Annotated in this window: 12 protein-coding genes; 9 read left to right on the plus strand and 3 right to left on the minus strand. The window is 55.5% G+C overall.

Features of this window, described 5'->3' with window-relative positions:
* Positions 1–123: 123 nt before the first annotated feature.
* The 5 genes from AC0L7R_RS19425 (at position 124) to AC0L7R_RS19445 (ending at position 6,668) form a co-directional block, all read left to right on the plus strand.
* The gene (locus AC0L7R_RS19425; protein WP_473661040.1) at positions 124–1,386 is read left to right on the plus strand and encodes an extracellular solute-binding protein; all 1,263 of its coding nucleotides are present in this window, start codon (positions 124–126) and stop codon (positions 1,384–1,386) included.
* A gap of 112 nt (positions 1,387–1,498) precedes the next feature.
* Positions 1,499–2,737, plus strand: a complete 1,239-nt coding sequence (locus AC0L7R_RS19430) for an ABC transporter permease subunit (RefSeq protein WP_473661042.1) — start codon at positions 1,499–1,501, stop codon at positions 2,735–2,737.
* Position 2,738: 1 nt separating this feature from the next.
* Positions 2,739–3,890, plus strand: coding sequence for an ABC transporter permease subunit (locus AC0L7R_RS19435; protein ID WP_473661044.1), 1,152 nt, complete (start codon positions 2,739–2,741; stop codon positions 3,888–3,890).
* Between the two features lie 24 nt (positions 3,891–3,914).
* Positions 3,915–5,567 (plus strand): alpha-amylase family glycosyl hydrolase, encoded by a 1,653-nt coding sequence (locus tag AC0L7R_RS19440; RefSeq protein WP_473661046.1) that lies wholly within the window; start codon positions 3,915–3,917, stop codon positions 5,565–5,567.
* 12 nt (positions 5,568–5,579) lie between these two features.
* On the plus strand, positions 5,580–6,668 hold the full coding sequence (locus AC0L7R_RS19445) for a sn-glycerol-3-phosphate ABC transporter ATP-binding protein UgpC (RefSeq protein ID WP_473661048.1): 1,089 nt from the start codon (positions 5,580–5,582) through the stop codon (positions 6,666–6,668).
* Positions 6,669–6,728: 60 nt separating this feature from the next.
* Here AC0L7R_RS19445 and AC0L7R_RS19450 read toward each other — a convergent pair whose 3' ends face one another.
* From AC0L7R_RS19450 to AC0L7R_RS19460, 3 genes are all read right to left on the minus strand, one after another.
* Positions 6,729–7,028, minus strand: a complete 300-nt coding sequence (locus AC0L7R_RS19450) for a CcdB family protein (RefSeq protein WP_473661050.1) — start codon at positions 7,026–7,028, stop codon at positions 6,729–6,731.
* Positions 7,028–7,258: a type II toxin-antitoxin system CcdA family antitoxin gene (locus tag AC0L7R_RS19455; RefSeq protein WP_247129742.1), complete on the minus strand. Its 231-nt coding sequence runs from the start codon at positions 7,256–7,258 to the stop codon at positions 7,028–7,030. The genes AC0L7R_RS19450 and AC0L7R_RS19455 overlap by 1 nt, the downstream gene beginning before the upstream one ends.
* 70 nt (positions 7,259–7,328) lie before the next feature.
* Positions 7,329–8,000: a DnaA N-terminal domain-containing protein gene (locus AC0L7R_RS19460; RefSeq protein ID WP_473661109.1), complete on the minus strand. Its 672-nt coding sequence runs from the start codon at positions 7,998–8,000 to the stop codon at positions 7,329–7,331.
* 502 nt (positions 8,001–8,502) lie between these two features.
* Here AC0L7R_RS19460 and AC0L7R_RS19465 point away from each other — a divergent pair.
* From AC0L7R_RS19465 to AC0L7R_RS19480, 4 genes are all read left to right on the plus strand, one after another.
* Complete coding sequence (locus tag AC0L7R_RS19465) at positions 8,503–9,810, plus strand: AAA family ATPase (RefSeq protein ID WP_247129740.1); 1,308 nt, start codon at positions 8,503–8,505, stop codon at positions 9,808–9,810.
* Positions 9,807–10,916 carry a ParB N-terminal domain-containing protein gene (locus tag AC0L7R_RS19470; RefSeq protein ID WP_473661052.1) on the plus strand — a complete coding sequence of 370 codons (1,110 nt, stop codon included), beginning with the start codon at positions 9,807–9,809 and terminating at the stop codon, positions 10,914–10,916. The genes AC0L7R_RS19465 and AC0L7R_RS19470 overlap by 4 nt, the downstream gene beginning before the upstream one ends.
* A 99-nt stretch (positions 10,917–11,015) precedes the next feature.
* The gene (locus AC0L7R_RS19475; protein WP_473661054.1) at positions 11,016–11,672 is read left to right on the plus strand and encodes a fumarylacetoacetate hydrolase family protein; all 657 of its coding nucleotides are present in this window, start codon (positions 11,016–11,018) and stop codon (positions 11,670–11,672) included.
* Between the two features lie 323 nt (positions 11,673–11,995).
* Entirely contained in the window at positions 11,996–13,039 is a 1,044-nt protein-coding gene (locus AC0L7R_RS19480) for a TRAP transporter substrate-binding protein (protein WP_247129737.1), read from the plus strand.
* Positions 13,040–13,118: the final 79 nt, after the last annotated feature.

A 13,118-nucleotide genomic window follows, 5' to 3' on the forward strand; every position in this document is an offset into this window, starting at 1 on the left:
CTTGAAAAAATCTGTTGACATACCCATCGGAATCGCACCTTTTAGCGGCATTCAAAACGCTTTGGTTAGCCACATTGGGAGATGTAGCAATTGAACAACCAAACGTTCACAAGGGAGAGATGAATGAAATCCGCACTTTATGCAGGAACCGCGCTTGTTGCTTTGACAGCATCTGCCGCTTCCGCTGAACAAATCACCGTTTTCGGCACGTGGCTCAGCCCGGAAGCTGAAATCGTTGAAGAAATCTTTGACATCTTTGAAGAACGCACAGGCCACGAAGTGTCCTACGTCGGCTCTGACAGCTTCGAACAACAGGTTCTGATCGACGCCGAAGCAGGTTCCGCGCCAAACATTTCCATTTTCCCGCAGCCGGGCCTTGCAGCAGACATGGCGTCCCGTGGGTTCCTGACACCACTGAAAGACGGCTCTGCCGACTGGATTCGTGACAACTATGCAGCTGGTCAGTCTTGGGTTGATCTGGGCACATATGCTGACGAGAACGGCGAAGATAACCTCTACGGTATGTTCTTCCGCGTCGATCTGAAGTCGCTCGTTTGGTATTCACCTGAGAACTTCGAAGATGCAGGTTACGACATTCCAGAAACCATGGAAGACCTGATCGCGTTGTCCGACCAGATCGTCGCAGACGGCGGCACACCTTGGTGTATCGGTCTGGGTTCCGGTGCGGCGACAGGTTGGCCAGCGACTGACTGGGTCGAAGACATGATGCTGCGCACGCAGCCACCAGAAGTCTACGACGCATGGGTTTCCAACGAATTGCCATTCGACAGCCCAGAAGTTGTCGGTGCAATCGAAGCATTCGGCACATTCGCACTGAACGATGATTATGTTGCTGGTGGTGCTGGTGCGGTTGCATCCACAGACTTCCGCGACAGCCCTAAAGGCCTGTTTGACAGCCCACCGCAGTGCTACATGCACCGTCAGGCGTCCTTCATTCCTGCGTTCTTCCCTGAAGGCACAGTTGTTGGCGAAGATGCAGACTTCTTCTACTTCCCAGCATATGAAGCAGCCGATCTTGGCAAGCCAGTTTTGGGCGCGGGCACATTGTTTGCCATCACAAACCCATCAGACGGCGCACAGGAACTCATCGAATTCCTGCGTGATCCAGCAGCACACGAAGTGTGGATGGGTTACGGCGGCTTCTTGACACCACACAAGGACGTCGATCCAGCGAAATTCCAAGACGACACATCCCGTGCGTTGAACGAAGTTCTGCTGAACGCGACAACATTCCGCTTTGACGGTTCTGACCTGATGCCGGGCGCTGTTGGTGCAGGGTCTTTCTGGACAGGTATGGTTGACTACGCAGGCGGCAAAGACGCAGCCGAAGTCGCAGCAGGCATTCAGTCCTCTTGGCCTGAGTAAGACGATCACCACTCACGCGCTGGCCGGTCCCTATCGGCCAGCGCACCCCGATTTTTCACGAAAAATCATCCGGATTTTCTAGAAAATTCGCAGTCCCTCGAAAGGTTTTGCAATGCATCCTGCCCTCCTCGGTTTGACGACGGTGATCCTCGGTGTGGGTGGCTGTCTGTTGTATTTCATCGGATCGAACATGATCCTCGACAAGGTCATCTTTCCGCAAAAAGCCGGTGATCAGGGCCGCAACATCAACCGCGCCAACATGATCCGTCCGTGGCTGTTCCTGTTTCCGGCCATGTTCGCGCTTGGCCTCTACCTTGGATATCCAGTGATCGAGACGCTGCGGTTGTCTCTCACATCCCGCGCCGCCGACGGTGCTTTTGTGGGTCTCGATAATTACAACAAAATGTTCGGCGACGCGAAATTCTGGGAAGCCATGCGCAACAACATGCTGTGGCTGATCATCGTGCCCGCCGCGTCCACCGCGTTTGGCCTGCTCGCAGCCCAGCTGACCGACCGTATCCGTTGGGGGAATATCGCCAAATCGCTTATCTTTATGCCAATGGCGATTTCATTTGTCGGCGCGTCCGTGATCTTTAAACTCGTCTATGACACCCGTGCCGTGGACCAAGAACAGATCGGCATTCTCAACGCGATCTGGCTGAAATTCGACGGCGGGCTCGGGTCTATCCTGATGCTGAAAATCTTCCCTGCGTTCATCCTGCTCTGCTTTGCCGCACTCGTGGCGTACGCGATCAAAGCAGTGCTTTCGCCGCTGAAAAACCAGCACATCCAAGAGAACAGCATCTTCAAAGTCCTGCGCATCGCAGGTGCATTGATCGGCGCATACCTCGTCATCAAATCGCTGCTGTCTATCATCGCCCTGTTCACCACAACGCTCACATATGGCGAACCGCAAACATGGTTGACCATCCCCTTCTGGAATTCTTTCTTCCTCATGGTCGTGCTGATCTGGATCCAAACCGGCTTTGCCATGGTCATCCTGTCGGCTGCCCTACGGGGCGTACCCGAAGAAACGGTCGAGGCCGCAATCGTTGATGGCGCGAACCCCTTCGAGGTCTTTTTCAAGATCAAGGTTCCGCAGATCATGGGCACCATCGTTGTAGTCTGGACCACGATCACGCTTGTCGTGCTCAAGGTGTTCGACATCGTCTACGCCATGACAAACGGCCAGTGGGAAACGCAGGTTCTTGCGAACTACATGTTCGACAAGCTGTTCCGCGCAAATGACTGGGGCGTCGGGTCCGCATCCGCAATCATCATCATGTTGCTCGTGTCCCCGATCCTGATCTGGAACGTCTACAACGCCCGTAAAGAAATGAAGGAACGCTAGGATGTCATCCATCGCAGGCACCAAATCATCCCTCACGTGGGCGGTTCACATCTCAACTGCGCTGCTTGTCGCATTGTGGTTGTTCCCAACTGTCGGGCTTCTGGTTTCATCCTTCCGGACAGCCGACCAAATCTCTGGCTCAGGCTGGTGGAACGCCATGTTCCCATCCGTCCAAAACGTCGTCATTCGCGCCGCCGACCCTGACGATTTCCGCGAACAGCGCGGTGATCTGTATGTCGTTGAAGGCAACCTGTTCGATGGCGAAGGCGAAGCCGTGATTTCCGTCTGGGGCACCTCCAGCCGTGCAATCGATGTCTACACAGCAGGCGAAACCGCAGACCTTGGCGACGGCGAAAGCTTCACCTTGCAGGCGAACGGCGACTACATCTGGTCCGGCAATGACGACCAAATCTCGGGCCGTGCGCAACGTGTCTTCGCAACAGCCAAAGCACCACCCAAATTCACGCTCGGCAACTACGCCCAAGTCCTTTTCTCGGGCAGCAGTACCGACGGCATGGCAAAGGCGTTCTTTAACACCTTCACCGTGACGATCCCCGCAACCATCATCCCGATCATGATTGCGGCTTTCGCGGCTTACGCATTGGCGTGGATGGATTTTCCGGGGCGTGCCCTGCTGATCGCCATTGTCGTGGGCCTGCTTGTTGTACCACTACAACTCGCCCTCATCCCCCTTTTGAAACTGCACCTGAACATCGGGATCGGCAAAGGATATCTGGGGGTTTGGATGGCGCACACCGGCTTTGGGCTACCGCTCGCGATCTATCTTTTGCGTAACTACATGATCGGCCTGCCGCGTGACATTATCGAAAACGCCAAAGTGGACGGTGCAACCGATTTCCAAATTTTCACGAAGATCGTGTTGCCGCTGTCCTTCCCTGCCCTCGCATCCTTCGGCATCTTCCAGTTCCTGTGGACATGGAACGACTTGCTCGTGGCCAAGGTGTTCCTGATCGACGCCACAGGCGAAACAACTGTGATGACCAACCAGATCGTCGAACTGCTCGGCACGCGCGGCGGCAATTGGGAAATCCTCGCCACCGCAGCCTTCGTGTCGATCGCTGTCCCGCTGGTCGTCTTCTTCTCAATGCAACGCTTCTTGGTACGCGGCCTGCTCGCCGGTTCAGTGAAGTAAGACTCCGAAATTCAGAGACTAACTATGACGAAAATGGAAAAACTGACCGTGACAAACTCCTTTACCAAAGACCCAGATTGGTGGCGCGGCGCGGTCATTTACCAAATCTATCCGCGCAGCTTTCAAGACAGCAACGGCACAGGCACGGGCGACCTAAAAGGCATCGCCAACCGCCTGCCGCACATCGCAAACTTGGGCGCGGACGCGATCTGGATTTCGCCGTTCTTCAAATCCCCGATGGCGGATTTTGGCTATGACGTCAGCGATTATTGCGACGTAGACCCGATGTTCGGTACGCTCGCTGACTTCGATTACATGATCGAAACGGCGCATAACCTTGGCCTAAAGGTGATGATCGACCTCGTCCTGTCACACACATCTGACAAACACGCATGGTTCGAAGAATCCCGCATCAGCCGCGACAACAACCGCCACGACTGGTACGTCTGGTCCGATCCGAAACCCGACGGGACACCACCGAATAACTGGCTGTCGATCTTTGGTGGTTCCGCGTGGCAATGGGACGCGCGGCGCGAACAATACTACCTGCACAATTTCCTGACATCGCAGCCGGATTTGAACTTCCACACACCAGCTGTCCAAGACGCATTGCTCGACGTGGCACACTTCTGGCTGGAACGCGGCGTCGACGGTTTCCGGCTCGATACGATCAACTTCTACGTCCACGACGATCAGTTGCGTGACAACCCTGCCCTGCCAGCGGACAAACGGAATTCGACAATCGCCCCGTCCGTTAACCCCTATAACCACCAAGAACACCTGTATTCCAAGAACCGCCCCGAAAACTTCGCCTTCCTGCGCAAACTACGGGCGGTCATGGACAAATACGGCGCAGCGGCCGTCGGCGAAGTCGGCGACGCGCAACGCGGGCTCGAAATCATGGGCGAATACACCGCCGGCGATGATCTCATGCAGATGTGCTACGCGTTCGAATTCCTTGCGGCCAACCAACCGACAGCCGCCCGCATCGTCGAAGTCCTGCAAAAGGTCGACGACGTCGCGGCAGACGGCTGGGCCTGCTGGGCATTTTCAAACCACGACGTTGTCCGCCACGTCTCGCGCTGGAACCTGTCAGACGCAGCAACGCGGACCATGGCCACACTGATCATGTGCCTGCGCGGATCAGTCTGCATCTACCAAGGCGAAGAACTCGGCCTAACAGAAGCGGACGTCGCATTCGAAGACCTGCAAGACCCCTACGGAATCGAATTCTGGCCCGAATTCAAAGGCCGCGACGGATGCCGGACCCCTATGGTCTGGGAAAACAGCAACCAAAACGGCGGCTTCTCAGAAGCCACACCTTGGTTGCCTGTGTCCGACGCCCATCTGCAGAACAACGTCGCCACCCAAACCGACGATCCCGACGCGATGCTGCACCACTACAAATCGGCGATTGCCCTGCGCCACGCCCACCCTGCCCTCGCGTCCGGCACGCATGACAACCTGACCAACACGGGCGACGTGCTGCATTTCACCCGCGAACATGATGGCGAAACGATCTTCTGCGCCTTCAACCTCTCTGATGGTCCGGCCACGATCACCTTGCCCACAGGCAATTGGACACAGATCGGGCAAAACCTGCACAGCGCCGATGTCTCCGGCAAAACCGTCACGCTTGGCCCTTGGCAACCTTGCCTGGCTCTACGTACTTCATAAGGAAACACCGCAATGGCTGATCTCAAACTCACGGATGTTGAAAAGACCTACGGCGGCGCGGTCAATGTGCTGAACCACATCGATCTGGACATCAAAAAGGGTGAACTCATCGTCTTTGTTGGGCCTTCAGGTTGCGGAAAATCGACCCTATTGCGGATGATTGCGGGCTTGGAAAGCATTACGGGCGGCACATTGGAAATCGACGGCGAAGTCGTGAACAACGTGCCTCCCGCACAACGCGGCATCGCGATGGTATTCCAATCCTACGCGCTCTACCCGCACATGACCGTCCGCGATAACATGGCATTCGCGTTGAAACTGGCCAAGAAACCGCAAGCGGAAATCGACGCGGCGATTGATAAGGCCGCCAAGATTCTCCAGCTTGATGAATACCTTGACCGTCTGCCAAAGGCATTGTCCGGTGGGCAACGGCAGCGTGTCGCGATCGGCCGCTCGATTGTGCGCGATCCAAAGGTTTACCTGTTCGACGAACCGCTTTCCAATCTCGATGCAGGCCTGCGCGTCGCAACGCGGATCGAGATCGCGCAGCTCAAAGAATCCATGCCCGACAGCACAATGATCTACGTGACCCACGATCAGGTCGAGGCGATGACGCTCGCCACCCGGATCGTTGTGCTGGCAAACAAGGGCATCGCGCAGGTCGGCACGCCACTCGAACTTTATGAACGGCCCGAAAACGAATTTGTGGCGCAGTTCATTGGGTCCCCCTCAATGAACCTCCTCCCTGGTAAGATCGTCGAAACTGGCGACATCACCACAGTCGCACTCGACGGCGGCGGCACAGCACGCTCTGCCGTGCCGACACAGGCGGCGGACAAGGGCCTGCAGGTCAACGTCGGCGTCCGCCCCGAAGATCTCGTCACCGTCGACAGTGATCCGCTTTACACCGGCACCGTCAAGTTTTCCGAAGCTTTGGGCGAAGTCACCCTGCTCTACTTCGATGCGGTAGGTGAAGAAGCATCCGTCATCGCGAAACTACCGGGCATCCACACCGATACGCGCGGCAACACGCTGCAGTTCAATGCGGACCCTAAAAAGGTGCAAATCTTCCATAACGGCAAATCGCTCTACTATCGCTAGGGCACCGGACCTCGGTTTCTTTGGGGTTTTCTAAATCCCGGGGGTCAGGGGGCTGGCCCCCTAGAATCCTTGCATCAAGAAATCCACAGCATCGGTTATCTGTGCGGCCTCGTCGCGCAAGTCGCCCACACATGCTTTCAACGCAGCCCGTGGAACAGCGGCCATATATTGCGTGACCAACACATGTTGTGCACCACCAATATCAAAAACAGGGTTCAGCCGCCGTGCAGGCGGCGGGGCGTCGTCGATTGGCATCAGCGGCACAGTGATCCGCGTGTTCAGCGCGTCCAGTAGATCCGCTTGCACATCAACGACATAGCCAGCGACGCCGCTGACCTCATACACATCAAACCGCGCCACTAGAACTGGCGGAACTTATCTAACGGCAGACCCTGCGCCTCGACATAGGCATTGCTGCCCGCGATGGCCGCTTGGTTCTCGGCCAGCCACTGTGCGCCCTTTGCAGCAGCCACAGCGGCGCGCAGGCCCTCCTCCGCAGCACGTGACAGGTTCACGTCCAATGCACGGGCTTCGTCCAGTAATGAACGGTCCAGCGACAGGTTTGTGGGTTTACGTGTTTGAATATTCATAAGGCATAATACCAAACATGAGCTATGCGCGTCAATCATGCGCATAGCGACGATACAGCCTTGTTAGAGACTAATGTTGGACAACGATCTTCGCGACACTCGGATCAATTCGGCGTAAAATGACCAGCAATCGTGCCGACAGATTCGTCGCAACGTACGTAGCGTGGAACCGCGATGGGGCCATCACGGTCAACTGACCCGCCTCATATCCGACGACCGTCAGCTTCTCGACCCACGCAGCGAAGCCGGCCTCGTCTTGTGCATGGAACACAGACTGCGCCTCTGCCCACAACGTGCCGTCGTTCACTGGTGCCGCCACTGGACGCAGCGGGACAACATTCGCAGCAACGGGGTCTTCGCTCTGCCCGGGCTGAACACGCGCCACGAAGTCCGGACCGATCGCAGCCCACGCGGGTTTCGTATCCATCATGATCTGATCAAGCGCGATGCCGTGCATCGCCACCCTGCCCCGCGCCGCTGCCCGCTTTTCCACAAGCCAGCCAAGACTGCGCAGCTTCGCCAGCTCGCGTTTCACAGTCCGCGTATCAACGTCCCAAAGCTTCGCGATCTCGGCTTGGCCCATCGTCAATTCGTCGCGCTGCCAATTATACCGTGTCGTGATCAGCGCCATTAGCCGCATGATCAATCGCTGCTTATGCTTGTCCTGACGCAATCCATGCGCCAACATCGCTGAGAGAATATCGTATTTCTTCGTCGCGGCGTCACGCCCGACGGGTTTCATCACCAACACGATTGGTGTCTCCTGCTCTGCGACCGCCGTTAGGTCGTTTCTTATATCGTGGGATCTTGTGTCCCCTTGGACCGGTCCCAGACGTTTCCCAACGCTGATCCGGTGATTGGATGTATTTGCGTCCGAAGCGTCGATTCTGTCAAGGGATTTATCCACAGGACGTGCAAAGCGATCGTACTCTTACCCAGATATTTATATTTGAATCAGGTATATTGGTAATAGGTGACATCCAGTGTGTCACCCTATCGCTATCTTTTGTCACCCCAATGATGCAGTCTCTAACTTGGGTGTCCCCTCAATTTGGTCTTCGCAGCGGCATCGCGGATCTCTCACTGAGCCCGATTCTCTCCATGCTCCGATTCGCTAGCAAACGTTGGGGTTTCGTCCGTTTTTGAACTTTTGCGGTTTTCAGTAAAAATCATTTTACGAATTGTGCAAATTCAGCGTAAATACGGAATACGCAGTTTTTTACGTCCCGAAGAAGGCCGACACCATGTTTACCCACGAAGATCTGGCAAACCTCCAGTCCAAATCCCTGAAGATGCAAAGCTTCATCCGGCAGCAGACATTCTCGCCCGAGAATGAAAAGTCGCTCCGCCGTTTCTCCAGTTGGGAGGTGTCAGAGCTGATCTTCAAGATCAATCAATCCACCTTCCGTGGCCGCCTTGCCGCTGAACCTGATCTTCCCGGTGGGGAAGTCGAACCTGATGGTCGTCAAAGATGGTTTAGCCTTGATGAGATCAACGAACTGCGGCGTAAAATGAAGATTAACCGCAAGTCGCTGATGCCCAAGCGCCCTGCTGGCAAGCGCGCGTTTCGCGTGGCGATTGCGAACTTCAAAGGGGGCGCCGGTAAATCGACCGTTGCCCTTCACCTTGCCCATGCTTCCGCGCTTGACGGCTATCGCGTACTTTGCGTCGACTTCGATCCGCAAGCCACGCTGTCCCATTCCATGGGCCTGAACGACGTTGCCGAAGACCACACCGTTTGGGGCATCATGGCCCGTGACCTAGTGCGTGAAACCGACCGGATGAATAATGCGGTGCAAGGTGCGGAAAGCGGGACCGCCCTGCCCCAACGCCGCATCCCGTCCAGTATTCGTGACATGGGTCTCGACACGCTGCGCGTCACCGACTTTATCAAACCGACTGCTTGGCCCACCATCGACGTGATCCCAAGCTGCGCCAACGCCGCCTTCGTGGAATTTGCGTCGGCCCAGTACCGCCACTTGAATCCTGAATGGACGTTCTTCGCGGCCGTGTCTCGCTACCTGGATAGCTTGCCGGACGATGCCTACGACCTCATCGTTTTCGATTGTCCCCCCGCGATTGGCTATCAGTCGATGAATGCGGTCTTCGCGGCGGACATGCTTTACGTGCCATCAGGCCCCGGCTACTGGGAATACGACAGCACCACGTCATTCATCGGCCAGCTTTCCGAAGCCTTGGGTGATCTGACAGAAGGCTTCGGGGCGAAACTTCCCGCTGGTAAAACGTCGCTGCCGAAGTCATTCGCCAACATCAAATTCCTGATGACCCGTTATGAGCCGGGCAACGATTTGCACCGTGCGATGTATGATGCATTCCGAAAGGTTTTTGGCGAACACTTGGCCGAACACCCGATTGAAATGACGCGGGCTGTGGAGCAATCCGGTCGCTTCCTCAGTTCGGTCTATGAAATCGACTACCGCGATATGACACGCGAAACATGGCGTCGGGCCCGCGACACGTTCGACCGGGCCTACCTTGAATTCAAGGACAACGTTTTGGCCGCGTGGGATGAATTGGAGGATGACCAATGAGCAAGAAACGCCGTGTCTTTGACATCGACCTGCCTGACGATCCGATAGCTGATGATCAGACCTTCCCCGTGGGGAAGGTTTCAAATAGTGAAACCAAACGGCGTGGTCCCATGGCCGCCGCAATCACGGAAAACGCCGACAGCGTGCGGGATCGGACTGAAGTTGAGGCGCAGATCAGGGCCGAAAATGATAAGCTCGCGCATGAACATGTTCGGTTGAAGCGGCTTGGGTTGATCACGGATTTGATCCCGCTCGATCAGATCGAAACCTATAAGCTGACGCGCGACAGATCGCCGGGCGATGATTTCGAACTGAAGGAACTGGTCACGTCGATCAAGGATATCGGGCTGTCGAACCCAATCCGGGTAGAACCGCGCGCTGATGGCAAGTTCGAACTGGTTCAAGGGTTCCGTAGGCTCGCCGCGTACAAAGCGTTGTTGGCTGAGACAAATGATGCGGACACTTACGGCAGCATTCCGGCGGCGATCTTTGCGCAGGGCGAAACGTTAGAGACGTTGTATCGCCGTATGGTGGACGAGAACCTTGTGCGCAAAGACATCTCTTTCGCCGAGATGGCGAAGCTTGCGATTTCTTACGCTGCTGATCCTGACACCGAAGTACATGATGCGGACAAAGCTGTCGCCGCGCTGTTCCAATCAGCCAGCTATCAAAAACGCAGCTACATCCGGACCTTTATCAAATTGATCGAGCCACTGTGGAAAGACCTGCGATTTGCAGAGGATATTCCGCGTGCGCTTGGCGTTGCTGTTGCCCAGCAGATTGAAGATGTCCCTGGAACGGTGCGTGCCATTCAGGCCGAATTGAAGGACTGGGATAACCGATCTGTCGCGGATGAATTGGATGTGTTGCGTCGGTTCACGGGTGGGCAAGAGGCGGCAAAACCACGCAGTTCCACGAAGCCGAAGCCCGCGTCAGTAGGTGCGGTTAAAGCCAAAACATCGTTCCAGATGCGCAGACCGCAGGGGCAGGTCAAATGCGTAGCTGGGGCAGGGCGGTTAGAGATCAGGTTGGATAAAGATTTCTCGACCGTTGATCGCCGCAAGCTGGAAATGGCGGTGCAGGCGCTGCTTGATAAACTCGATTGAGTTTCAACATATGAAACCTTCCCCGCGGGGAAGGTTTTTTCGTTAGTGCCTAGAAATAGGCCCTAAGCCGCATAATAGAGACGTAACAAGGTCGTTCCGATGTCATATATCTTTCCTCCATCACCCGTTCAGACGCTGCCGATTGTTGGTACCGACCTGCTTTTTCCAGTGCGTCGCATCTTCTGTGTGGGTCGTAATTATGTCGCCCATGCAGCCGAGATGGGCGGTGAAGTCGACCGTGAATCACCGTGGTATTTTACCAAATCTCCCACGGCTTTGGCGCAAAGCGGGCAGACGCTACCCTACCCGCAGGGCACCCAGAACTTCCATCATGAGATTGAATTTGTCGCGGCTCTTGGTGAAGACGCATCTGTCTTTGGTTATGCCTGCGGGCTTGATATGACCCGCCGCGATCTGCAGCAGGTCGGCAAAGATAACCGCCGACCATGGGATCTTGGTAAGGACCTTGAGAACGGTGCGGTGATCGGGGCGATCACCCCTGCCGCGGCGTTCGATGAGATTGCAGATCAAACCATCAAGTTGGACGTGAATGGCGTCCGTAAACAGACTGGGTTGCTGTCCGAAATGGTGTGGTCTGTGCCCGAAATCATCGCGCATCTGTCGGGCTATTATCACCTTGGGGCGGGCGACATCATCATGACGGGCACGCCGTCTGGGGTTGGACCTGTGGGCGCCGGTGATGTGTTGCATGGTGCAGTTGATGGGCTGGCGCCGGTGGATATGACGCTGGTGTAACCGGATGATTCGCGCGGAATTCAGTCCACCCGCTAGAAAAACTGCCTAGAAACAGCGGATTTTATAGCGTATTTATTAATGTATGCATAAAATGCGTGTCATGTCTTGATTACTAGCAAATAAACGGGCTAGCCTTTGTCTGCCGTGTGGGAGCGCGGTGAGGAGAGGGATCGGAACGACCTCTCTGAAAACTTTTGTATTGATTTTGGTAAAGCTTTCGAACCAATTTGATGCATAACAAAGTGAAGCCCGATGATTTGGTCGCTTATCGGTGCAGTCAAAATGACCATTTGGCCTCGCGGTCATTCCTAGGGAGGAAAACAATGAAAACGACACTGACAGTTGCAGCCTTGGGCGCAACAATGCTGACGTCTGCTGTGCAGGCGCAAGACACCATCGAAATGACATCCGCCTTCGGGTCGAACCTGCCAATCCTCGGTACGGCTGGCGTCGACTTTGTTTCAAAGATCAACAGCATCTCAAGCGAAGTGCAGTTCGAACACTTCGATCCCGGCAAGCTGGTGCCAACGCTCGAAGCTCTGGACGCTGTGTCCAACGGGTCCGTCGACGCGGCCTATACAACATCCGGCTATTGGCAGGGAAAGATCACATCTGCATCGCTGTTTGCGGCTGTGCCATTCGGCCCCGAAGCAGGCGAATTCCTTGGCTGGATTCTGTACGACGACGGTGCCGAACTGTGGCAAGGCATGTACGACAACGCGGGTTACGACGTGAAGGTTCTGCCGTGCGGGATCATCGCGCCGGAAACATCCGGTTGGTTTAAGAACGAAATCAATTCCGCGGCTGACCTTGAAGGTCTGAACATGCGCTTCTTCGGCCTTGGTGCGGAAGTGATGCAGCGTTTGGGCGTTTCCACATCGCTGCTTGCGGGTGGTGATATTTTCCCCGCGTTGGAACGTGGTGCTATTGACGCGACTGAATTCTCCATGCCGTTGATCGATGCGCGCTTGGGTTTCTACAAGATCGCGCAGTACAACTATTTCCCTGGTTGGCACCAGCCATCCACATTGTTCGAACTGCTGGTGAACATCGACGTTTGGGATGACATGTCCGAAACAGCGCAGAACCAGATCGAAGTAGCTTGCTTGGCCAACATCACCACCAACTTTGCGGAAGGTGAAGCCAAGAACTTTGATGCGATGGTCGACAACGTTGAAAACAACGGCGTGACGATCAAGCAGTGGGATCCAGAAATGCTGGACCTGTTCGAAAGCAACTGGAACGAAATCGCACAAGAACTGGCTGCAGAAGACGAATATTTTGCGACTGTTTGGGCTGACCTGTCAGAGTACCGCGAAGGGTACAAAAACTGGGCCACAAACATCTACCTGCCACGCGACCGGTAAACCGCGTTTCAGAGTCTAAATAGGGGCGGCGGCATCATGTATTGGTGCCGCCGTCGTCTCGGGCAGGGGAGAGCAAGAG

Source organism: Yoonia sp. D2-7 (assembly GCF_055809435.1).

What these genes read in the sequence shown, in the direction of transcription:
- AC0L7R_RS19425 (WP_473661040.1), top strand. Translation starts at nt 124, where the DNA reads ATGAAATCCGCACTTTATGCAGGAACCGCGCTTGTTGCTTTGACAGCA.
- AC0L7R_RS19430 (WP_473661042.1), top strand. Translation starts at nt 1,499, where the DNA reads ATGCATCCTGCCCTCCTCGGTTTGACGACGGTGATCCTCGGTGTGGGT.
- AC0L7R_RS19435 (WP_473661044.1), top strand. Translation starts at nt 2,739, where the DNA reads ATGTCATCCATCGCAGGCACCAAATCATCCCTCACGTGGGCGGTTCAC.
- AC0L7R_RS19440 (WP_473661046.1), top strand. Translation starts at nt 3,915, where the DNA reads ATGACGAAAATGGAAAAACTGACCGTGACAAACTCCTTTACCAAAGAC.
- AC0L7R_RS19445 (WP_473661048.1), top strand. Translation starts at nt 5,580, where the DNA reads ATGGCTGATCTCAAACTCACGGATGTTGAAAAGACCTACGGCGGCGCG.
- AC0L7R_RS19455 (WP_247129742.1), bottom strand. Translation starts at nt 7,258, where the DNA reads ATGAATATTCAAACACGTAAACCCACAAACCTGTCGCTGGACCGTTCA.
- AC0L7R_RS19460 (WP_473661109.1), bottom strand. Translation starts at nt 8,000, where the DNA reads ATGAAACCCGTCGGGCGTGACGCCGCGACGAAGAAATACGATATTCTC.
- AC0L7R_RS19465 (WP_247129740.1), top strand. Translation starts at nt 8,503, where the DNA reads ATGTTTACCCACGAAGATCTGGCAAACCTCCAGTCCAAATCCCTGAAG.
- AC0L7R_RS19470 (WP_473661052.1), top strand. Translation starts at nt 9,807, where the DNA reads ATGAGCAAGAAACGCCGTGTCTTTGACATCGACCTGCCTGACGATCCG.
- AC0L7R_RS19475 (WP_473661054.1), top strand. Translation starts at nt 11,016, where the DNA reads ATGTCATATATCTTTCCTCCATCACCCGTTCAGACGCTGCCGATTGTT.
- AC0L7R_RS19480 (WP_247129737.1), top strand. Translation starts at nt 11,996, where the DNA reads ATGAAAACGACACTGACAGTTGCAGCCTTGGGCGCAACAATGCTGACG.